25 protein-coding genes are annotated in these 19,602 nt (G+C 40.4%); 17 read left to right on the top strand and 8 right to left on the bottom strand.

Going from position 1 to position 19,602, the window contains the following annotated elements; genetic code table 11:
• Position 1: 1 nt before the first annotated feature.
• Positions 2–1,810 carry an IucA/IucC family protein gene (locus tag ACJROX_RS09490; RefSeq protein WP_408010512.1) on the top strand — a complete coding sequence of 603 codons (1,809 nt, stop codon included), beginning with the start codon at positions 2–4 and terminating at the stop codon, positions 1,808–1,810.
• Between the two features lie 138 nt (positions 1,811–1,948).
• Here the strand turns inward: ACJROX_RS09490 and ACJROX_RS09495 are convergent, their stop codons facing one another.
• Entirely contained in the window at positions 1,949–2,572 is a 624-nt protein-coding gene (locus tag ACJROX_RS09495) for a class I SAM-dependent methyltransferase (RefSeq protein WP_408010513.1), read from the bottom strand.
• Positions 2,573–2,669: 97 nt separating this feature from the next.
• On the opposite strand from ACJROX_RS09495, the gene ACJROX_RS09500 reads away from it, so the two are divergent.
• Positions 2,670–3,146, top strand: coding sequence for a DinB family protein (locus ACJROX_RS09500; protein WP_408010514.1), 477 nt, complete (start codon positions 2,670–2,672; stop codon positions 3,144–3,146).
• Between the two features lie 77 nt (positions 3,147–3,223).
• Here ACJROX_RS09500 and ACJROX_RS09505 read toward each other — a convergent pair whose 3' ends face one another.
• Positions 3,224–3,676 (bottom strand): flavodoxin, encoded by a 453-nt coding sequence (locus tag ACJROX_RS09505; protein WP_408010515.1) that lies wholly within the window; start codon positions 3,674–3,676, stop codon positions 3,224–3,226.
• A 135-nt stretch (positions 3,677–3,811) separates the two neighbouring features.
• Positions 3,812–5,311: a flavin monoamine oxidase family protein gene (locus ACJROX_RS09510; RefSeq protein WP_408010517.1), complete on the bottom strand. Its 1,500-nt coding sequence runs from the start codon at positions 5,309–5,311 to the stop codon at positions 3,812–3,814.
• Positions 5,312–5,502: 191 nt separating this feature from the next.
• On the opposite strand from ACJROX_RS09510, the gene ACJROX_RS09515 reads away from it, so the two are divergent.
• The 7 genes from ACJROX_RS09515 (at position 5,503) to ACJROX_RS09545 (ending at position 8,489) form a co-directional block, all read left to right on the top strand.
• Entirely contained in the window at positions 5,503–5,601 is a 99-nt protein-coding gene (locus tag ACJROX_RS09515; RefSeq protein WP_408010518.1) for a putative holin-like toxin, read from the top strand.
• 152 nt (positions 5,602–5,753) lie between these two features.
• Positions 5,754–6,029, top strand: coding sequence for a hypothetical protein (locus ACJROX_RS09520; RefSeq protein ID WP_408010519.1), 276 nt, complete (start codon positions 5,754–5,756; stop codon positions 6,027–6,029).
• A 65-nt stretch (positions 6,030–6,094) separates the two neighbouring features.
• Positions 6,095–6,316 carry a hypothetical protein gene (locus tag ACJROX_RS09525; RefSeq protein WP_408010520.1) on the top strand — a complete coding sequence of 74 codons (222 nt, stop codon included), beginning with the start codon at positions 6,095–6,097 and terminating at the stop codon, positions 6,314–6,316.
• Positions 6,317–6,723: 407 nt separating this feature from the next.
• Positions 6,724–7,596 (top strand): lysostaphin resistance A-like protein, encoded by an 873-nt coding sequence (locus tag ACJROX_RS09530; RefSeq protein WP_408010521.1) that lies wholly within the window; start codon positions 6,724–6,726, stop codon positions 7,594–7,596.
• 16 nt (positions 7,597–7,612) lie between these two features.
• Positions 7,613–7,846 carry a hypothetical protein gene (locus ACJROX_RS09535; RefSeq protein ID WP_408010522.1) on the top strand — a complete coding sequence of 78 codons (234 nt, stop codon included), beginning with the start codon at positions 7,613–7,615 and terminating at the stop codon, positions 7,844–7,846.
• Positions 7,847–7,880: 34 nt separating this feature from the next.
• A complete protein-coding gene (tnpA, locus tag ACJROX_RS09540; RefSeq protein WP_408011551.1) occupies positions 7,881–8,270 on the top strand; it encodes an IS200/IS605 family transposase in 390 nt (129 codons plus the stop codon).
• A gap of 30 nt (positions 8,271–8,300) precedes the next feature.
• Entirely contained in the window at positions 8,301–8,489 is a 189-nt protein-coding gene (locus ACJROX_RS09545) for a hypothetical protein (protein ID WP_408010523.1), read from the top strand.
• Positions 8,490–8,625: 136 nt separating this feature from the next.
• Here the strand turns inward: ACJROX_RS09545 and ACJROX_RS09550 are convergent, their stop codons facing one another.
• A complete protein-coding gene (locus ACJROX_RS09550; protein ID WP_408010524.1) occupies positions 8,626–10,128 on the bottom strand; it encodes a DDE transposase in 1,503 nt (500 codons plus the stop codon).
• Between the two features lie 190 nt (positions 10,129–10,318).
• On the opposite strand from ACJROX_RS09550, the gene ACJROX_RS09555 reads away from it, so the two are divergent.
• The gene (locus tag ACJROX_RS09555) at positions 10,319–11,377 is read left to right on the top strand and encodes an RNA-guided endonuclease TnpB family protein (RefSeq protein WP_408006920.1); all 1,059 of its coding nucleotides are present in this window, start codon (positions 10,319–10,321) and stop codon (positions 11,375–11,377) included.
• Between the two features lie 184 nt (positions 11,378–11,561).
• Here the strand turns inward: ACJROX_RS09555 and ACJROX_RS09560 are convergent, their stop codons facing one another.
• A complete protein-coding gene (locus ACJROX_RS09560; protein WP_408010525.1) occupies positions 11,562–12,356 on the bottom strand; it encodes a M48 family metallopeptidase in 795 nt (264 codons plus the stop codon).
• A gap of 1 nt (position 12,357) precedes the next feature.
• Positions 12,358–12,672, bottom strand: a complete 315-nt coding sequence (locus ACJROX_RS09565; RefSeq protein WP_408010526.1) for a TM2 domain-containing protein — start codon at positions 12,670–12,672, stop codon at positions 12,358–12,360.
• A 113-nt stretch (positions 12,673–12,785) separates the two neighbouring features.
• On the opposite strand from ACJROX_RS09565, the gene ACJROX_RS09570 reads away from it, so the two are divergent.
• The 4 genes from ACJROX_RS09570 (at position 12,786) to ACJROX_RS09585 (ending at position 15,040) form a co-directional block, all read left to right on the top strand.
• Entirely contained in the window at positions 12,786–13,418 is a 633-nt protein-coding gene (locus ACJROX_RS09570) for a GNAT family N-acetyltransferase (protein ID WP_408010527.1), read from the top strand.
• A 288-nt stretch (positions 13,419–13,706) separates the two neighbouring features.
• Positions 13,707–14,168 carry a competence protein ComK gene (locus ACJROX_RS09575; RefSeq protein ID WP_408011621.1) on the top strand — a complete coding sequence of 154 codons (462 nt, stop codon included), beginning with the start codon at positions 13,707–13,709 and terminating at the stop codon, positions 14,166–14,168.
• Between the two features lie 118 nt (positions 14,169–14,286).
• A complete protein-coding gene (locus ACJROX_RS09580) occupies positions 14,287–14,433 on the top strand; it encodes a hypothetical protein (protein ID WP_408010528.1) in 147 nt (48 codons plus the stop codon).
• Between the two features lie 346 nt (positions 14,434–14,779).
• The gene (locus tag ACJROX_RS09585) at positions 14,780–15,040 is read left to right on the top strand and encodes a VVA0879 family protein (RefSeq protein ID WP_408011622.1); all 261 of its coding nucleotides are present in this window, start codon (positions 14,780–14,782) and stop codon (positions 15,038–15,040) included.
• 78 nt (positions 15,041–15,118) lie between these two features.
• Here ACJROX_RS09585 and ACJROX_RS09590 read toward each other — a convergent pair whose 3' ends face one another.
• Entirely contained in the window at positions 15,119–16,354 is a 1,236-nt protein-coding gene (locus ACJROX_RS09590; RefSeq protein WP_408010529.1) for an aminopeptidase, read from the bottom strand.
• A gap of 508 nt (positions 16,355–16,862) precedes the next feature.
• Here ACJROX_RS09590 and ACJROX_RS09595 point away from each other — a divergent pair.
• On the top strand, positions 16,863–17,195 hold the full coding sequence (locus ACJROX_RS09595; RefSeq protein ID WP_408010530.1) for a nucleoside triphosphate pyrophosphohydrolase: 333 nt from the start codon (positions 16,863–16,865) through the stop codon (positions 17,193–17,195).
• 19 nt (positions 17,196–17,214) lie between these two features.
• Positions 17,215–17,961, top strand: a complete 747-nt coding sequence (locus tag ACJROX_RS09600; RefSeq protein WP_408010531.1) for a class I SAM-dependent DNA methyltransferase — start codon at positions 17,215–17,217, stop codon at positions 17,959–17,961.
• Between the two features lie 81 nt (positions 17,962–18,042).
• On the opposite strand, the gene ACJROX_RS09605 is transcribed toward ACJROX_RS09600, so the two are convergent.
• A complete protein-coding gene (locus ACJROX_RS09605; RefSeq protein ID WP_408010532.1) occupies positions 18,043–18,558 on the bottom strand; it encodes a DUF1572 family protein in 516 nt (171 codons plus the stop codon).
• 161 nt (positions 18,559–18,719) lie between these two features.
• Between ACJROX_RS09605 and ACJROX_RS09610 the strand changes: the two genes are divergently transcribed.
• Positions 18,720–19,583, top strand: coding sequence for an STAS domain-containing protein (locus ACJROX_RS09610; RefSeq protein WP_408010534.1), 864 nt, complete (start codon positions 18,720–18,722; stop codon positions 19,581–19,583).
• The last annotated feature ends 19 nt before the right edge of the window (positions 19,584–19,602 follow it).

A 19,602-nucleotide genomic window follows, 5' to 3' on the forward strand; every position in this document is an offset into this window, starting at 1 on the left:
CATGTTATATAGCAAGGAAATAGATCAAGTCTTGAACGAAGGGGTATGGCTTGAGGCCAACCAAAATCTGCTTGCAAAAATGTTAGCGGAATATACGTATGAAGAGATGATTCACCCTAATGTCATAGGGGTTAGCGAGGATTCGAACGATTACGAGCTGACCGTAACTGGCCAGAAAAAATACCGATTCACAGCGAACCCCCGCATGTTTGATAGCTTGGATATTGATTCTCAATCGATTGAAGTTTTAATTGATGGGTCATGGGTAAAAGTGAAAAGTGCAATCGAATTTTTACTTGATATTCAACCGATGATCGGGATGTCCGCTGATACGGCAGGGCATCTGATCAAGGAACTGAACCATACGCTGCTTGCAGATGCGCACTTGCTCATGAAGGAGTCAAAAACATCCGATGAATTGGTCCATGAAGATTATAGCAAAATTGAAGGGGAGATGAGCGGCCATCCTTGGATTACATATAACAAAGGGCGGATCGGTTTCGGCTATGATGATTACCTTGCGTTTGCCCCTGAAAACCAGCAAGAGGTGAAACTATTATGGATTGCCGTCCATAAAGATCGTGCAAGCTTCCAATCTGTTGAAGGGCTTACCTTTGAAAAAGTGATAGAAGACGAATTGGACAAGGCAGAAGTGTCGCGGTTTGAAGCTGTTTTATCGGAAAAAGGATTGAAGAGTGCGGACTATTTCTTCATGCCGATCCATGAATGGCAATGGAAGAATGTCATCATCCAGATGTTTCCCGAGGACCTTGCAATGAACCGGATCGTCGCTCTTGGGGAAGGTGATGATCTTTATCTACCGCAGCAATCGATCCGCACCTTCGCCAATCAGACGGATAAGAAAAAGAATCATGTAAAAGTCCCGATGAGCATCCTGAACACGCTCGTCTATCGCGGACTTCCGTCTGAACGGACCTTGATTGCTCCTCGCATTACCGAGTTCATCAAGGGCATCTATGAAAAGGATCCATTTTTAAATGAGGAATGCAGGGTGATCTTACCTGGAGAGATAGCGAGCATCAACTACGGCCATCCTCAGTACGAGCAGTTGAAGCATGCGCCTTATCAATACCTGGAGATGCTCGGTGTCATATGGCGGGAAAGCATTTACACATATCTGGAAGACGGGGAACAGGCGATTACGTTGGCAGCACTCAACCATGTCGATAAAAACGGGAAACCATTTGTCCAAAGCTTGATCGTGCAATCTGGATTGACGGCAGAAGAGTGGATGCAGGATTTCTTTCAGACGGTCATGGACCCGCTTCTACATTACTTATACCAATATGGTACCGTCTTTTCACCGCACGGGCAAAATACGATCCTCGTGCTGAAAAATCATAAGCCTCACAGGCTGGCGGTCAAGGATTTCGTCGATGATGTCAATATCAGTGACCAGCCTTTTGAGGAGCTTTCTGAGCTGACGGACGATTTGAAGGCTGTTTTACGCAGTGAGCCGCCAGAAGGTTTGACGCAGTTCATTTTTACAGGTCTATTCATCTGTCACTTACGCTATTTATCAAATGTGCTCGAACGTAATGATTTGATGTATGAACAGACATTCTGGGGGCTTTTAGTTCAATCGATCCTGGATTATCAAGCGAAATTCCCTGAGTTGGAGGAACGCTTCAAACTGTTCGACTTCTTCAAACCGCAATTGACGAAGTTATGCTTGAACCGGAACCGCATGGTCGATTATGGATATACAGAAGGCGATGACCGCCCGCACGCGTCTGAGTTCGGCAAAGTGAATAACGGACTTGCGCAGTTCCAGTTGATTGAAAGATAAGCGAAAACCACCTTCCTTATGAGCGGAAGGTGGTTTTTGAACATCTGACAGTCAAAAAGTTAGGAATAGGAGTCCCAAAGTCAGGAATAGGAGGAGCAAAGTTAGGAAAGAATTACTCCAGAATTAGAAGATGAACGATTACTCGTGATTCTTCTTCAACACGATTTTCCGGTACATCCCGTTCATCATGACCGGTGAGTCTTCCATTTTGGACAACAGTCGGTTGTTTTTGCGGTACAACTCTCCAAAATCGATTCCGATATCCGTTCCTAGCACTGAAATAAGAGGGCGGATCAGTTTTTTACCTAACGTTAACTTTCCTTCACCAGGTGCGAACTTATCAAATATGATCAACTGGCCATCTTTTTTTAGCACACGTTCCATTTCTTTAAAACATACATCTGGGTTCGGTACGACAGATAAGATCAAACTTGCAACAATAAAATCAAAGGACTCATCTTCAAAAGATAGATTTTGTACATCCATTTTTAAAAATTGAATCGAAGAATCTCTGAATTTCACCTTAGCTTTTTCCAACATTTCTAGCGAATTATCGACCGCCGTGATTCCAAGGTTATCGCGGTGGATATACTCCAAATCAGCCCCTGTCCCTACCCCTGTATAAAGAACAGTTTTCCCTTTTGAAAAAGGAGCATCCTGGAATACCTTAAGCCGTGCCTTTCGAAACCTCCCTGTATTAAAGATATTGTCATAAAGAGGGGACCATACTTTGTATACGATCTTGTTCCACGAATTGTTCATCGTTATTCTCCTAATCTTAGTCTATATACTAATATACAATATATGTAAGTGACTAGTAAGATAATAGTAGAGGGTTTTCTAAAGGGAGGCGGAAAAAGTGGATAAGCGTGAACAATGGCTTTTAACTTTTGGAGAGATGTGTGAATGGGTCAGTACTCTACGAACAATTCAACGTGAATTATGGCTCCAACCAATTGCTGAAGGGAAATGGTCGATCGGTGAAATCATAAGTCACTTCTATTTTTGGGACCGTTTTATTTATAATGATAGACTTTTAAAATTAGAAAGTAGCGACTTTAATCAAGCTAACGTCGAGGTTATGAATAAAAATGCTTCTGATTATGCCAGGTCTGGTATAAGCAGGGAGGAGCTTATTTCGATGTTCATCCAATCCCGGAAAGAGATTTGTCATTTCATTCAAAGTCTTCCTGGCCAACGGTATGAGGAACCATTGAAAATCGGAGATAACACGATCACGATTGAAAAATACATCGTAGGAATGAATGAACACGACCACCATCATAAAAAGCAAGTCAAATCCTTTTTGAAAAATAAGGCTCTTGTCCAGGAATAAAATATTGCATTCCGTTGAATTTCGTCAAGATAATCCAGACTGATCCACCCCGTTATAGGATCAGTCTTTTCATTATATCATTTATGTAACAGTTGACCGAAGGCTTTACCATATTCAAGGCATTCTTGTTCATCGTCTTCGTCTGGTGTCAGTTCGACTTTCAACCCATCAAGAACAATATCAGCGCCTCGTTCAGACAGCTTGTCCCTTAAGATGTCTACAGCTGCACCGTAGTGAGGGTACATAGAGTCGCAGGAACCGAATGTTGCTGCACGAATACCTGTCAGCTTAACATCTCCGAGATCATCATAAAACTCTTCTAATTCATCAGGAAGATCACCATCTCCCCACGTATACGAGCCGAAAAGAATCCCATCCAATTCCTTCAATTCATCCACGGAAACGTTATCAATATCAATCTGTTTCTTCACAATATCAATGTTTTGGCCATCCATTCCACGTTCAATGAGATCGGCCATTTCTTCAGTATTCCCAGACATACTCGTAAACAAGACCAATACACGTTTCATCTATACCACTCCTTATGATCAACCTCAAATGAGAATGATTATCAATATCTATACTATAATTGAGAAACATTCTCACTGTCAACAATATTAAAAGAAAAAATAAAAAGCCCCCTAACGAGGTGTAAAGAAAGACTTTCATTCTGTAAGGGTCAAATTGTTTACTTCAGCTGCAGCACGTATGCCAGATTCGATCGCCCCCTCGATCCACCCATGAAAGGAAGAGGTGTGTTCACCAGCGAAATGGATCCGCCCATCTGGTTGTTTGATCACTTCATTGAACCGTGTAAATTGATAAGGTTTGAACAAGGTGAAACATCCACCGGAAAATTGATTTTGTCCCCAGCTGAAGGAGGTGCCATTGAGGAATTGTTCGAATACGACAGGTCCGTGTACATAGGAAAGGATTTTCAGTGCTTCATAAATCCGTCTGCCTTCAGGTAACGCATCCCACAATGCCGTATTATCACCCCATGAATAGCTGCCGAGCATGACACCTGGTCCTGGAACGCCGATATCATGGCTTGGATAATAGGCGAATTGCGTCGGGAGATCTGTGGTCAGGCTTCCGCCGAAAAGCTTTTCTTTTTCCCAGAATTTTGTTTTGAATTCAAGGCCGATTTTGGTCGAAGCGACATAATTCAGTTCGGCAATCGCCTGTCTTTTATAAAAAGACATGGATTCAAACGGTTCGACCCTGACGAATTGGAAGATGGAGAAAGGAATGGTCGTGATGACATAATCGCCTTTTACCTCTTGTCTTTGACCCGATAATGGATTTCGCCCAGAAACGATGACCCCATCCGGGTATTGTTTGATTTTTTCAATTAGGTGATGAAAGAAGACATTTCGTTTCAGCTCGGACATGAACGACCATGGCAGCCGATCGTTTCCACCCTTGATCTCAAAATATTTCAGATCGGCACTATACAGATTCGTGACGATGTCTGTGACGATATCGCTGAAAGATAGTTCAGGGAATCCTTCAATGCCTAAAAGAACCTGGATGAAACGGATTTCTTCTGCGTTCAAGGACCTCCCGAAAGGATTATTCATCAAAAATGTTTCAAACGAGTATTGATCGTATTCTTCTCTAAGTTTCTTCCGTTCGGCAGGGGTAGCTTTTTGATATAACTCGAAAAACGGTTCGACCGCTTCGGTAAAAATGGCAAATGCGGTTTGCTTTTTATAGGCCTCCTGCACCGGAAACTGGAGTATTCCAGGGTCTTCTTCATACAATTTTTTTCGTGTCAATATGTTGTTGACATAAATAAGATCGTACGGCGTGGTGTTGATGAACTCGTTGACCGGAAGCTTGAACTTCTCGATGTATTCAAGTACCAATGGTTGTGTATTCGGGATCCTCATCGCCCCTGCATCAAGGTAATTCCCTCTTGTGAAAGGTTCGCGTAGTGTATAGACCCTGCCGCCGACCCGGTCATTCCCTTCAAGGATGACGATCTGATGACCAGCTGTTTTCAAAAGCGAGCCAGCAACGAGTCCAGACATTCCAGCTCCAAGGATGATTATCCTTTTAGGGTTTGCTGTAGATGGCAGCCCTTCCCGGATGATGGATAACATTTCATCAGGGTAAGAGGGTTCTTCTCTTGTGACAGAGGATACATACCGTTTGGCCATTTGGACCCCCTCCTTATCTTTATCAGTTTATTTTCCATAAAATAGGAATATTACAATAGGACGTTATTCCAGGAGAATTTTGAAAAATATGTTTGAGACAAGCTCATTTCTGACATCCTAATTCATAAAGAGACAAAGTTGTGACTTGTTGACATGGTGATGAAGGTCAAAAATCGAAAGGGGATAGGTGTATGGAACCTGCGAAAGCGATCGGATTAATGCTTCAGTTCGGGATGTACACGATCGGGGTAATAACTGTCACAATTTTGATTTTGAACGCGATAACATGAGAATGCTAAACCTTTATGAGACCTGCTGCTGAGGTCTTTCTTTTTTTGTCTTTTTCGCATAGTGTCTTGTCGCAATTTTACTATCGATTATTAAAGGAACCGTAGGACCAGCAGAGAAATCGTAAGTAAACCAATATGAAAAGGGGATAGCTATGAGTAGAACACTGAACGTCTGGTCCTTTCTGATTATGTTTATCTCTGTCGGTCTGTTTTTGGCTCAATCGTTTGTCGTTCAAATAATGCAACCTTCAATCGGTTATCAGCTTATGCTTGCTTTGGCCATGCTGGCGTTCTTTTTAGGTGTGATCGGGATGTTTTCAATCGATAATTGGAAGGCAGCATTCCGGAGTATCCTCACGGTTTTCTTCAGTGCTTCATTGTCTGTCGTGTTGACCTTCATCGTATTTATCGGATTACTTTTTGATTGATGCTGGTGACACGTCTCAGTTCTCTTTCATAATATGTAAGAACGTTTTATGAGGAGGGCTCAGGCATGGCCAAGAAACCAGCAAAGAAAACGAACAAAAAAGCCTCAAGATACGAATCGAGTATAAATAAATATGAGCACACGATGAAAATGGTGACAAGTGAAACGTGCATAGCCTGCAAAACACAATGCGCAAGAGGGATCGATTACATGGAAAGGATGTCAAAGCCCGGAGCGGTCGGTAAAGGTGTTCCATGCCATCTCACCAAAGGAAAGGGCATGAAATAGAGGAATTTTCAAGGGGCTGGAAAACAGCTCCTTTTCTTATGAATGGGTTTGAAAAAGTGAAAAGGCCAGTCTAGAAAGTAAAGAAGTTTATAGGTAGAGATACATACGAGTAAATCAATGAAACCTTCGCCGAATATTAAACGTATAACATAATAAAATTCAGGAGTTGTGGTTATGAGAAGTTTTTTTACACTATTTGGTGTGGTTATTGATCGTGGTAATGGTATTCAGTGAGATATTCGCCTTCATCTATTTATATCCATTTTCAGGAGCGGATTATGTTTCTTTCATATTCGGTTTCCTTGGAATCATATCTTTAATTTATCTCACTATCTCTACTAAAAGTAGAGGGGAAGAATCCAGTAGTTGATGGAGATCACAATGCAACGGAAATGGAGTTTTCTTCTATGGACAACAGGTATATCAATATTAAATTCCGCTACCTGATATTATGGTATGCCTTGGCTTTAGGCATTTTGGCTTTTAGTGGAATCAGTTTATCGATCATGAACGGGGGAGGTTCCTTGACCTCTTTCATCACATTTTCTCAATTCACACTTTATGCAGTGGCGATCTTTTGGTTGAGAAGGGCATTCAATAAGAATGATATGAGTGTAGGAGGATTGTTTAAACCGATACGTAAATCAAATGGGCTGGGTAAAAAAACCCTGTTCACGATTTTCCACATCACCTTTTCGTTATCCGCTGTAACTTTTATTTTTTATTTGTTTTCATTTTTAGTGCCAGACTTTCTAATTGAAATGCTGGAGGATGGAGACTCTACTCAATCGTTCATATCTGAAACCTCTATACCTTCTTTTTTCTTGATTGTATTTATCGCTCCGATTGTTGAAGAATTGGTGTTCAGGGGGACACTCCTCCAAAAGCTTCGTTTCAAATATGGAAATACAGCAGGTATCCTTGTTTCTTCGGCAATTTTCAGTTTGATCCATATGAACAGCGGCATGATCGGGCATTTTACACTTGGTGTATTCTTAAGCATCTTTTACTTGCAGACGAAGAATATTTGGGTACCGATCATCTGTCATGCACTGAACAATTTCCTGGCGTTTTTCGGTTTTATGGTTGATGGAAGTTCTTCTGAAGCAAGTATAGGAGAGGCCATTACTGAAATTCAGCAAGTGGGTCATTACTTTGGGATATATGCTTTTTTCTGTTTGATCTTCTTAATATGGCTTGCAGTTTCGCAGATCAAAAAGCTTAATAAGCGTGAAAAGAGTGAAGTTGAAACTCCTGAAGGCATCAACTATTCAAGTTGAGTTAGGAGGCGGAAATATGAAAAAAGGCTTGATTTCTGTTTTGAGCGGTCTAATTATTGGAGGTATGTTGTCGTATTTGTTCCTTGAATATAACGGATGGACATACCATGAAGTAACTGCAGAGGGAACCACATTCAATACCCTGCATGAATTGGATTACAACCTTTTATTAAACACAGGGCTGGTCATTCTTTGTGTTGGAGTAGGGATTTACAGATTTTCCGAACGGGAAAGCCCATGCAGGGCATAGCCCGCCTTTAGGCATGGGATGAGAGTGAGAACGGATACGGAGCACCGCTAAAACCGTATCATTAATCAACTATCATTTCGTTTTTTGTCCTCGATACAGAAGGAAAATATTTCTCCGTACTGATGTAGAGGAACGATTTAAACAGTTAGTACAGGAAATATGTGAAGAATTAGAAATTGTCATTGTTGCTTTAGAGTGCGACAAAGACCATACCCACATGTTCCTAAACACACTACCAACACTTAGTCCTGCTGATATTATGGCAAAAATCAAAGGAGTGACTTCTAGAAAGTTAAGAGAGGAATTTCCTCATCTTCAACATCTGCCGAGTCTTTGGACACGTTCCTATTTTGTATCGACCGCAGGAAATGTATCGAGTGCAACCATTAAGCGTTATGTTGAACAACAAAAAACAAGGGGGTGAGCGTTTTGGATAAACAGGAAATCACACTTAATGGACTTGTTGCAAGACAAGTTTCATGAATGGAAACACGAACACTTCCAGCTATATGATGAAGATGGAAACGAATTAAACGAAGTTTTGGAAATCGAAATCGACCAAACTCTACATGACTTTATAGAAAATACATCTCATGAGATCTATTCCAACAAAATTTTAAATAGAGACTCGGAAATTAAATAACTAATTCTGGGTCTAACGGGGGATTAAACTCAGATTCAGGAAGGACATATTGGAATTTTCAAAGTCATTTTTAAAATAATGCATACCAAATAAACCACATGTTATGGATTTTTTGAAAAATGTATTTTAAGATGACTTATAAGGACAAAAGTGCCTTGATTGATGGGTAAAGATTTGAAAAATTATTCTTTTTTGCTTCCTTTACCCACGCATCGGCATGCTGGCACATGCCGATGCAATATGAACGAATATTCCAGTGCCTAGAACTACGTCCTCTCGAATCCTCTAAACGATAATCAACTTTTTGACGTTTAATACAACGTTCAACCCCTGTACGTAATGAATACCTTTTATACCATTCCTTACTGTCACGCTTTACACGTGGAAAAAGACGAGGATTGTCTTTTGTTGAAGTGTAAAATGTACGACCATATGTAGAGTTGGAACATGGTGTTGGACATTCCCATTTTCCGACCGCAGCTGGGCATCGCCATTTACGGCGAAATCGTTTCTTATCAACTCCCCAATCTAGCATTTCTCGACCAATGGGGCAAACAGGAACACCGTCTAGATTAATGTTCATTTCGTTATACACGAAATGTTTAGAACGCCTTGGATTCAGATCAATAATTGCAGAGACATCGTAGTGCTCTAACATTTCATAGATAGGATACGCGTCTAGAGCTGAATCTAAAATGCATTCTCCAATTTTCCAATTGGGATACCAATACAAAAGTTCATGGAATGTACTAATAAACAAAACCGAGTCATGTTTACTAGCTCGATACATTCTTGGATAAATTGGTAAGTCATAGGGACTATCTGACGCAGTGATCATGAAAAGACTTCGACCATAATAATACTTTTCTCTTGAACTATCCCAACCGTAATCGGCATCAGGATCTGAAAATAGGCGGTTATATTGGCACTTCCAGTGCCCTCGTTTCCGACAGTCACAAAGAAACTGACCGAAAGGTCGACCTCCGGTCACTACGGGAGTTCCATCACCTAGAATACTTAGGGACTTTGTGTTTCCTAGTAACCCATCTGATTCAGATTTGTTTACGAAAAGTGATTGAAAAAGCACTTGGAGTTGATCATGTGCCTTTGGCGTATATCGAACGTTTTTATTTTTTAAGACACGTTTCACCAGCTTCTCTACAATGTGTGGATTTTTAGGCTCTAGTTTCTGATTCTTTTTGCCTTTCTTTTTCGATTTCTTTAACTTTCGTTTCTTTCGATTGGAAAGGTGTGGGGTTGACCTCAGCCAAAGACGATTGAAAAAGTCGTAAAACGTACCAACCCCAGGAACGTTGTCTGGAGAAAAGCCACTTAGGATGGCCAAAATGGGAGTTGTTTTTAAGGTGAACACCCATTGATTCACACTTGTTACTTGTTGTTGATGCATAAGCAGTAGACTGCGAAGCATATCACAAGGATTTCGTGGTTTCCTGCCTCTAGGGTCAGAGGAATACCGATGTTTAAGGAGAGCTGCGGTATCCGTTAGGTTCATTAATGAACACCAGATGATAGGTTCAAAGAAGAAGTCCTTTAAGAAGGTTTTGTTCTTGTAGTGGATATCGAGCTGTTCAACCACAAAGTGTAGATAAGATTCATGAGAACGAACGTTTTGAAGCATTAAAATTCCCCTTTCGAGTATTTTTTAGATCTTCAACTCGATTTTTGGGGCGAAATTGATTTGTCAAGAGGAAGGTTTGTTCGTACCTCTGTTTGGGGGTGAAACAATAAAAAAGCCCTAGTCAAAAGACTAGAGCGATCAGGAAAAATTAATTTCCGAGAGACTATTTTAAAGAAATGGGGGTGAATATATGCCGACAATCACGCTACGCTTAGAGCTACATAAACCGACTCTTGCCAAACAACAGATGTATAAACGAATGGCAGAGACAAATACAGGATTTGCGAACTGGTTATTGCTTCATCCAGACATAAATCAGGCAACCAGTCGAATCTTTAAGGAGTTTTCAGCAGAGAAATTTCCATCCGCAGTCATTAATCAAACCATTAGAGAAGTAAAATTTCAAAAGAAAAATCAGAAAGCAAAGACCTTCCGTAAAATGTGGTGCTGCTTTAATAATCAAAACTTAAAAATAGAAAAGAAGAGTAAATTATACACCGTTTCTTTTCCTACACTTGCAAAACGTATAGGGGTTCCAGTAATAGCAAAACCATTTCAAATAAAGTGGCTTGATCAAATGATCAGTGGAAGCGTAAAGATAGGGACTGGAAAGCTTTATCAAAAGAAAAAGAAATGGTATCTTGCCATTTCAATCACTTGGAATGTGGAATCATCACAAGGTAAAAAAGTCATGGGGATTGACTTGGGACTTCGATATCTCGCAGTTGCCAGTATTGGAACAAAGTCTTTCTTCTTTAAAGGCTCAAAAGTCGCATATACTCGTAGACACTTCTCGGCAAGAAGAAGGAGACTAGGAAAAGCGAAAAAACTACAAGCCATTAAGAATTCCAAAGGCAAAGAGTCTCGTTGGATGAAAGACCAGAACCATAAAATCAGCCGTCAAATCGTTAACCTTGCACTCGCCAACGGTGTTGGAGTGATTCGCATGGAAGACTTGACGGATATTCGAAATACTACCAAATCAAAGAAAAACGACCAAGGTAGGAGCCTGCATTCATGGTCGTTCTACCAACTTAAAGAGTTCATCAAATACAAAGCTGAGATGATAGGGATCCGTTTTGAATTGGTGAATCCAGAATACACCAGTCAAACTTGCAAATGTGGTCATCAAGCGAAAGAAAATCGAAACGGTCTCCATTTTCAATGTAGAGAATGTGGCTACACCTGTCATGCTGACCTCAATGGAGCCATTAATATATCGAAAGCGATTTCGGGTTTAGTAGCCTAGCATACTGGTAATAGGTATGCCGCCCATGTGGGTACATTTTAACTGCATGGGACGGGGTAATGAGATACCCTCATCTTGGAGGCTGTTCAAAACAGAAATGGACTGCGAACGCTTAGTCATTCAAGAATCCCACCCCTCACACCGTAAGGTGTAGGGCTTGCGGCTTTAGCCGTGGGAGTCTCAATCAAGCTGAAGTTTGGACTTTTTCAAAATGTGATGGATCAAATCCATACAGTTGAGGATATGCTTGTAATTGTTGCAATTCGTTTATACGTAATGGTAATGGCGGATGAGTGCTCATGACATGGGAGAACCATACAAAAAATCCTTTTTCCTTTTGGTGTTGCTCAAGGTAATCGAAGACGTTCATATCATTGAACAATACCTTACCGATCGCTAATAAACATAAGCTGCGGATTCCAGCGTCAACATTACGGACGGTTACGGCTGCAATGCGATCACACGTGTGTTCACACGCCCGTGAATAGGCATTTCCTAAAAAAGGAGTCCAAAGTGCCGGTAATATGATCAGTTGTTTCATTATGTGGTTTCTTTGGATATGGGCTAATTCATGCGCAATGATAAAGTCCAGCTCTTTGCTGTTTTGACGAAGATGGAGTTCGAAAATATCAGAATATAATACTACGAAGTTCCTTCCGAAAAAACGGGTAGCGAATGCGTTCAGAATTCCATCCGACTGCATCACATATACATCTGGCACTTTATCGAGCCCCATTTGATCACATAATACAAGAGTTCTCTCATAGACTTCCGGATATTGATTTTTGGTAAGTCTTACTCCGTTATTAAGGATGTTTCCGACCATCAATCCATGTAAAAGCGTCGTGATGAGGAGACCTCCTAAGATATAGAGGATCCCGATAATGGAAAAGATGAGGACAAGATACGTCACAACGCTTAGAACGAGAGCAAAAATAAAATATCCTTTTTCTTTATCGTGTACTAAACGATTCATCATTTTATAGAGCTGCTTTCTGATTCACTTGCTTGATTTCTTGAAGTATGGTCGCCTCGATTTCTTCATTCTTTTTCTTCAACATCCCATTGATGAAAAATGCATCAATCAATGCCCAGATCCCTAAACCGCCAAGCGTTAACGTCATCGCAACTCCAGAACCAACTCTTCCTAAATAGCAGCGATGCCCACCGAACCCGCCGAGGAACAACCATAGTAACCAGGTTACTACTGTGGACTTCTTTCTTTTTTCCATTTCTGAGCCTAACAGATGAAGCTCATGGTTGCTCAACTCTTTTTTCAATATTAAGTTTTCCATTTACTCTTTCTCCTTCTGGTATAAATGTATTATAACGATATAATAATAAGTCAATTTCCATCTCTTGTACATATTTTTTTGAGGGGGCCAAAAGAAATGTTTATCGACATTTTATGCTAAAGCATCTACCAGGACATTTAAATGAAGGGTTTATTGAGTTGGAATCGAATGATATATGTGACAAAAGTAATAAAAAACGAGATGAGGTCGATTATATGTTGTTTCAAGGAGAAAAAGTTTCCCTACGGAAAATGACTGTGGAAGATGCACCTGCATACCATAAATGGCAAAATGATATGAAGATTGCTCCGCTTGTTAATCCTTTCATCGATCTGTATTCGCTGGATGAAGCTGAGGAGAGCTTGAAGAGGATGCTACAGCCTGATAACCGGAAGAATTATGTTATTGTAGATATTAAAGATAAAAAGCCGATTGGTTATACCGGTTTGTTCAACATTAATCATTACCACAAAAATGCGGAATGTTATATCGCCATATGTGAAGCTGAATATCGTGGAAAAGGTGCTGGTCCCGAAGCAATGGGATTGTTGATGGAATATGTGTTTAAGGAAATGAACATGCATCGTCTTGCACTCAGAGTCTTTGCTGAAAACGAACATGCAATTGGAATGTATAAACGAATCGGCTTCCAGGTTGAAGGACACCTGCGCGAAACAAGGTTTCATAATGGATCCTGGCAAGATTCCTATATCATGAGTATTTTACAAAAGGGCTACCTGACTTAAGTGAAACATCCGCATTATTTAAAAATTAGAACCATGCCTACCAGGCATTGGTTTTTATTTTTTGATAAGGAGTATTTATCAGTAACACCATACAATGGTATAAAATATTAAAATTATATATACAAAAAAACATATAATATATTTACATTATATGGTACTATAATCCTAACTAAAGGAAAGGGGATTGTAGTGTAAACCGTGTTTTGCACCTTAGACCTTCAAACATAATCATTATTTGGGGGGTATTTATTATGGGGAATATGAAAGGTGAAGTTTATTTGATTAGTGATGGTGATTTTGCCTCATTTTGATTCTTTCGGCAATCTTTATTCACTTGTGATTGAATCCGAGCGTGAGTTTATCGTGAAACGGAAGCCGATTGATATCATGAAAGACAGTTGTTTGTATTTTGGTTCAAGCTTGCAAGGAAGAGTCGAAGGGGCTATACATGTCAAGAAGTTCAGCAGAATGGTCCCGATCAGAGTGTGCTATCGTTCAGGAATCTTTTTCTTTCCGACACAGTCATCAAAGAGTGAGTCATGTATTTGGATCGCACACAGTCATGTGAAGGAAATCCTTCGAGTTGACCCGGAACATTGTGAGGTTGTGTTGACGAATAACAAAACGGTTCCTGTACATGCGACGAAAGCAGTGATGGAAGCAAAGGTCAACAGGGTAGCACAATATCGCCATCTCGTTATTCAACAGTTATTGGAGCAACAGACGAATTCAAATCCAGTTAGCAATTAGTCGCTCTAGAATCCACCGGTGCTTACACTTTTACACTAGATCAAGACATGACCCTCTCCTGATCTGAAACTTTTATGAAAACATCCGTACATATAAGTAAGATAAGTCGGCAAGGAGTGTGGGGAAGTTGATCATTGGCGGAGCGTTAATGATAGGAATCGGTCTTGGTTTTCTTTTTGACCAGGTGCCAGCAGGAACTTTGCTAGGATTAGGGGTCGGAATGCTAGTGGAAGGCAGCCTGAAGTATAGTAAGAAGCGTTCATGACAGCTGCATAAATGTGGCTGTCTTTTTTTCTTGAAAATTTGGCTTTTTTATATAGTAATGTTGATGTTTTGCAGCAAATTTTCTGAAGCTAAATTCCCGCCACTCCTGGAAAACGATCGAGGAGGCTTGCGGATCGCCTGTGGAAAGGGAGTAAATTTTGCATATATCAACAATGAATTTTAACAGAGCCAAAAATTCACGTCATTCAAACGTTAAAGAAAGTTATAGGATTCTTCATATATCGTTCATAAAGATGATTTAACCTTTAAGAAGTCAAGCCTTTGGTAATGTTCTATAACATTTGATGCCTAAATAGATTGTATGGTAAGGAAGGTGTTAAGTGGCAATGCAAAAGTATTCAGTCCAAGAGTGGGAATTGCACGGAATTCATTTATATGGTAAAGAAAAAAGATACTGGAACTTTCAATGTTCCAACTGCTATGGCGTTCAATCGGTGGAGGATATTTTGAAGGCAGGGTATCCCCCGAACTTGGCGTATTCATACTGTCAGAACTGTCATCACGACGCTAAACAAGGGACGGATGGAAAAGGGAAAATCATTAAAGTCAATCAAGATCTTCAGGTGGAAATTTTTGATTTTGCATAATAAAAACAGGACTAGACTAGGAAGGATGCAAGATTCCTTTTGGAAGCAAAACATCGTCATAGTCAGTCCTATTATTTTTTAAATTTCCCAGTTTCCGTCTTTGAACAGTTGAACCTTTTGGCCGTCACTTGTTTGTGCGACAATATCCAAGTCAGCAGATCCGATCATAAAGTCGGTATGACCTCGGCTTTGGTTGACGCCTCGTTCTTCTAACTCTTCTTTGGAAAGTTTGCCAACGTCTTTGACAGACATGGTAATGGCAGTTCCAATTGCCAGGTGACAGGAGGCATTTTCATCATAAAGTGTGTTGTTGAAAATGATCCCGCTGTTCGAAATCGGCGAGTCGTATGGTACTAAAGCAACCTCACCCAGGAATTTCATACCTTCATCAATCTCAAGCAATTGTTTAAGTGTGTCATAACCTGTTTCTGCACTGAAATCAACAACTTTACCATCTTCAAAAGTGATGCTGAAGTTATCGATTATATTTCCCATTGCAGATAAAGGCTTTTTACTAGAGACCGTTCCATTCACACCATTTTTATGTGGGGTTGTGAAAACTTCTTCAGTCGGAAGGTTCGGTATGTAAGACGAATTGAAAGTCGATTCATGACCACCCCCGATCCATAGATGATCCGGATGAAGGTCAATGGTCAGGTCAGTCCCTTCTGATTGATAATGGAGCGTCTTAAAGCGCTTCTCATTCAAGTAATCTACTTTTTCAGAAAGAGCTTTACCATGTTCCTCCCAGGCTGCGACAGGGTCTTCCTGATCGATACGGACAGTTTTGAAAATTGCTTCCCAAAGCGCCTCGATTGCTTCCTCTTCACTTTTATCAGGGAAAACACTTTTTGCCCAACCTACAGTAGGAACACCAGCGATCGCCCAGTGAATATCCCCATTCAGCTGTGCTTTTGAGAATGATTGGAGCTTTTCACCGCGATTTTTCTGTACCCACATGATACGCTCTGGAGGTACTCCCTTGTATGCATTCGGGTCGTCTCCCGTAATGTTTAACAAGCAATCATTGTTTTCTGCGAAACTATTATACTTGTCGATTTCCCACTGTGGCAGATCATCTTTCAAAGTTTCTTCAGAAGCTCCTTCAAAGTGGAAGCGGCTGGTTTCGGTATCTTTCCAGTCAACAAATACCCGTTTACAACCATTATCATAAGCGTGCTTCGTAACTTTGCGTGTAAACTCTTTTGCTTCGATCGGCGAAAGAATCAACAAGCGTTGTCCTTCTTGTATATTCAATCCGGTTTTTACAACGAGTTCAGCGTATTGATCCAACTTTTCCTCAAACGATTTCATCTTAAAATCCCTCCTCTAGAAAAATATTATCATAGTTCGATGAAAGGTGTTAGGGAAGAGGCAGTGAATTGGAAAATTTCTGATAGCAACCTATCAGAATGGTATAATATAGGAAAAGAAGTGGCTGAGCGATATAGAGTTATAGGGTTAGGATCTTGAGGAAAAAGTGGAGGGAAGGGATTACTGAAAAGAAAACCCGGTGATCGCAAAGACTGGAAAAGATTACGGAAAGGCGGTACGGGCAAACATTTTTGGACACAGAAGAGTTCGAAGGATACATAACGTTATTGTAATCTTGACGAAATAACACATCCGTTATATGTAAAATATGGAGGTATAGAGATTTGTATCGTTGGAGATAGGAGATACTTAGACGGTTTTGCAAACCCGGAGAATATTAAACAAATTAGATGGCTCTGAAGTGTTCTATCCCTTTTGAGTGTCAAAACCATTCCTTGGGTTAAATTATGCATTGCTTCCGAAATGTAACGGTTTTCAAATATAGATCATGGTAGGAGCGATTGAAATGCCTGTTTATAGTAAATTGGTTCGTGTTCGGATTCCTGAAATCATTGATGCTGGTGGAGATGATTACGAGACTCGTATCCTGGATGAAAAAGAATACTTAAAAGCTCTAGAGGAAAAGGCGGGAGAGGAGCTTAAGGAATACCAGGATGCTGAGGATAGCGATTCTGTGCTTGAAGAGTTAGCTGATCTGATGGAAGTAGTCTATGCGCTTGCAAAAGCCCGAGGATTTACAATTGAAGAGCTTGAGTCGATCCGGAACAGAAAAGCTGATGTACGCGGGGGGGTTCAAAGCGGATCTTTCTACTCGATGTAAAAGAAGGCAGGGATTAATCATGGGAGGATATTCGTATTACGATAAGGATGATTTCTTTCATCGGTATCAAGAGAGGCGTCATCGAGCAGAAAGCCCGAACAATGTCATTGGAGGGCCTGCATTGATGGTCTTACTCGGTGATGTTAAAGGAAAAGACGTACTCGACCTTGGTTGCGGTGATGGCCAGACTGGGGTCGAACTTTTCGCTGGTGGGGCATCAAGTTACCATGGTATAGATGGATCAGAGAAAATGATTGAACTAGCTGAAGGAAATTTAAAGGATACGAATGCTTTGTTGGAGCAAATGGATTTAAATAATTTGAAGACTGGGAACAAGAAGTATGATCTCATTATTTCTCGGTTCGTTTTTCATTATTTAGCAGATCTTTTTGCGCTTTTTCAAAAGATCCATCAAATGTTGAGAGATGATGGGAAGTTTGTATTCAGTGTACAGCACCCTATTATCACGGCTTCAATGAAGAGTGCTGAAGGAAAGCAACGTACAGATTGGATTGTAGATGATTATTTCGCTATCGGAGAACGACACGAGCCTTGGATCAACCAAACGGTGACAAAATATCATCTGACCATAGAACGATATGTACAAGAATTGCTAGATGCTGGATTCATGCTCATAGACCTGAAGGAAGGAACCCCAGAACGTCATCGTTTCAGTACGATTGAGGAGTACGAGCGACGTAAAAGAATTCCATTATCCCTTATTTTATCAGCTAAAAAAGTGCCAGGAACCGAAATAAGACCTTAGAGCCACAAGAACTTTCATCCGGTGCCTGGCACCGTTCTGGAAGCGAGGTGTATAAAGAGGTTTGAAAGGGTACCTGGTACACTATGGGATGTACTGATCTGATTTGCCTCTTGGGATGCTCAATGTGTTCCAGTCGCCTCCTTTCAGTTGTTTTCCGATGTAAATGATTTGGCCGATGTGGGAAGAGTAATGTGTAATTTGTCTTTGGATTGCATTGACCACGTTCAAGGGTTCCTTTCGGATATAGACCGTCTTCATCAAGTCTTCTTCATTTAGGGAATCTATCGTATTCACGAAGACGTCCCATCCGTTTTCCCACATAGCCATTAATTCGTCTCGTGTATCCATATTATCAATGAACTCAGTATCACGATGACGATCGGGTTTCTCTCCATCTGTGTTCAAAAAGTCAGTCCATCTCGAAACCATATTCCCGCTCAAATGTTTGACAATGATTGCGATACTGTTGGATTCTTTATTGGGTGTCCAAAATAGCTCTTCTGTAGATAATTGCAAAAATACACGCTCACCCTGCGTTTTCAATCCTTTGATATTCGACTTCACTTCTTCTAAATAGATTACAGCTATAGATTCCATCTACTTCATCTCCTAAAAAATATATCTGACAAATATATTCCAACATAACCTTAAGGATTCCTTCTCATATATGAACGAACATATGTCAGACTTGCAGGGATTTTATTTGTTTCTGGAGAATTAATTAGGTAAATTATCATCAATAAAGGGGTAAAGGATACATGAATCATACAGAACAGACAGACAGAGTCTTTTATGTTGCTGAAAAAATTATAGAAAATAAACAGAGGATCGCTGATAAAATAGCCCTGCTCCGATTAGAGGCGGTCAATGTGGATAATGATTTCTTGACAGAAGAAGCAATGAAAGAAAGGGCATTGAAGTTGATCGAAATGATCGGTACCAACTTGAAAAAAGATGACCATGCAAATTTTAACGAAGCGATCGATTGGGGGATCGAAAAAGGAAAAGAAGCAGTCGTAAAAGATGTACCGATAACTGAAGCGCTTCAAAATACACAATATTATCGAAAAGCCCTTTGGATTTTCATCGCTGAAATAGTGGAACAAGAAAGGCTTGGTGGGGAAGATATCATTAAAATAGCAAACGGATTAGACCCTGTACTGGATCAAGCTGTCTTTGGCTACAGCAAAAGCTATGTCGAATACAATCTGCAAATCGCACAAAGATATCAAGATACATTACTGGAATTATCTGTTCCAGTCGTACCTTTATTCACTGGATTAGCGGTTCTTCCAATCATCGGTGATATCGATACAAACCGCGCAAAAATGATACAAGAAAAAGCTTTAGAGCGGTGTCAGGATATGAAACTGGAGCGATTGATCATCGATTTGTCTGGTTTAACAATCGTTGATACTATGGTTGCGCATCATATTTTTCAGCTAGTCACAACGCTAAAGCTTTTGGGAGTTAAAGCGGTGATTACAGGGATCCGTTCAGCAGTTGCGATTACTGCAGTTAACCTGGGAATTGATCTACACAATTTAAATATCTATACTACATTACAACAAGCTTTGGAAGCTCTGGGTTATGGCCTGGTAAAAAAGGAAACGATCAAGTAATAAGGAAGGTAGGAGCGTT

This window comes from Pseudalkalibacillus sp. A8 (assembly GCF_045920555.1).
GTDB lineage: Bacteria > Bacillota > Bacilli > Bacillales > Fictibacillaceae > Pseudalkalibacillus.

What these genes read in the sequence shown, in the direction of transcription:
- ACJROX_RS09520 (WP_408010519.1), top strand. Translation starts at nt 5,754, where the DNA reads ATGAGTAGAACACTGAACGTCTGGTCCTTTCTGATTATGTTTATCTCT.
- ACJROX_RS09525 (WP_408010520.1), top strand. Translation starts at nt 6,095, where the DNA reads ATGGCCAAGAAACCAGCAAAGAAAACGAACAAAAAAGCCTCAAGATAC.
- ACJROX_RS09530 (WP_408010521.1), top strand. Translation starts at nt 6,724, where the DNA reads ATGGACAACAGGTATATCAATATTAAATTCCGCTACCTGATATTATGG.
- ACJROX_RS09570 (WP_408010527.1), top strand. Translation starts at nt 12,786, where the DNA reads ATGCTAAAGCATCTACCAGGACATTTAAATGAAGGGTTTATTGAGTTG.
- ACJROX_RS09490 (WP_408010512.1), top strand. Translation starts at nt 2, where the DNA reads ATGTTATATAGCAAGGAAATAGATCAAGTCTTGAACGAAGGGGTATGG.
- ACJROX_RS09505 (WP_408010515.1), bottom strand. Translation starts at nt 3,676, where the DNA reads ATGAAACGTGTATTGGTCTTGTTTACGAGTATGTCTGGGAATACTGAA.
- ACJROX_RS09575 (WP_408011621.1), top strand. Translation starts at nt 13,707, where the DNA reads ATGGTGATTTTGCCTCATTTTGATTCTTTCGGCAATCTTTATTCACTT.
- ACJROX_RS09605 (WP_408010532.1), bottom strand. Translation starts at nt 18,558, where the DNA reads ATGGAATCTATAGCTGTAATCTATTTAGAAGAAGTGAAGTCGAATATC.
- ACJROX_RS09600 (WP_408010531.1), top strand. Translation starts at nt 17,215, where the DNA reads ATGGGAGGATATTCGTATTACGATAAGGATGATTTCTTTCATCGGTAT.
- ACJROX_RS09565 (WP_408010526.1), bottom strand. Translation starts at nt 12,672, where the DNA reads ATGGAAAACTTAATATTGAAAAAAGAGTTGAGCAACCATGAGCTTCAT.
- ACJROX_RS09550 (WP_408010524.1), bottom strand. Translation starts at nt 10,128, where the DNA reads ATGCTTCAAAACGTTCGTTCTCATGAATCTTATCTACACTTTGTGGTT.
- ACJROX_RS09560 (WP_408010525.1), bottom strand. Translation starts at nt 12,356, where the DNA reads ATGATGAATCGTTTAGTACACGATAAAGAAAAAGGATATTTTATTTTT.
- ACJROX_RS09510 (WP_408010517.1), bottom strand. Translation starts at nt 5,311, where the DNA reads ATGGCCAAACGGTATGTATCCTCTGTCACAAGAGAAGAACCCTCTTAC.
- ACJROX_RS09495 (WP_408010513.1), bottom strand. Translation starts at nt 2,572, where the DNA reads ATGAACAATTCGTGGAACAAGATCGTATACAAAGTATGGTCCCCTCTT.
- ACJROX_RS09595 (WP_408010530.1), top strand. Translation starts at nt 16,863, where the DNA reads ATGGTAGGAGCGATTGAAATGCCTGTTTATAGTAAATTGGTTCGTGTT.
- ACJROX_RS09610 (WP_408010534.1), top strand. Translation starts at nt 18,720, where the DNA reads ATGAATCATACAGAACAGACAGACAGAGTCTTTTATGTTGCTGAAAAA.
- ACJROX_RS09590 (WP_408010529.1), bottom strand. Translation starts at nt 16,354, where the DNA reads ATGAAATCGTTTGAGGAAAAGTTGGATCAATACGCTGAACTCGTTGTA.
- ACJROX_RS09585 (WP_408011622.1), top strand. Translation starts at nt 14,780, where the DNA reads ATGCAAAAGTATTCAGTCCAAGAGTGGGAATTGCACGGAATTCATTTA.
- ACJROX_RS09535 (WP_408010522.1), top strand. Translation starts at nt 7,613, where the DNA reads ATGAAAAAAGGCTTGATTTCTGTTTTGAGCGGTCTAATTATTGGAGGT.
- ACJROX_RS09555 (WP_408006920.1), top strand. Translation starts at nt 10,319, where the DNA reads ATGCCGACAATCACGCTACGCTTAGAGCTACATAAACCGACTCTTGCC.
- ACJROX_RS09545 (WP_408010523.1), top strand. Translation starts at nt 8,301, where the DNA reads ATGGACTTGTTGCAAGACAAGTTTCATGAATGGAAACACGAACACTTC.
- ACJROX_RS09515 (WP_408010518.1), top strand. Translation starts at nt 5,503, where the DNA reads ATGGAACCTGCGAAAGCGATCGGATTAATGCTTCAGTTCGGGATGTAC.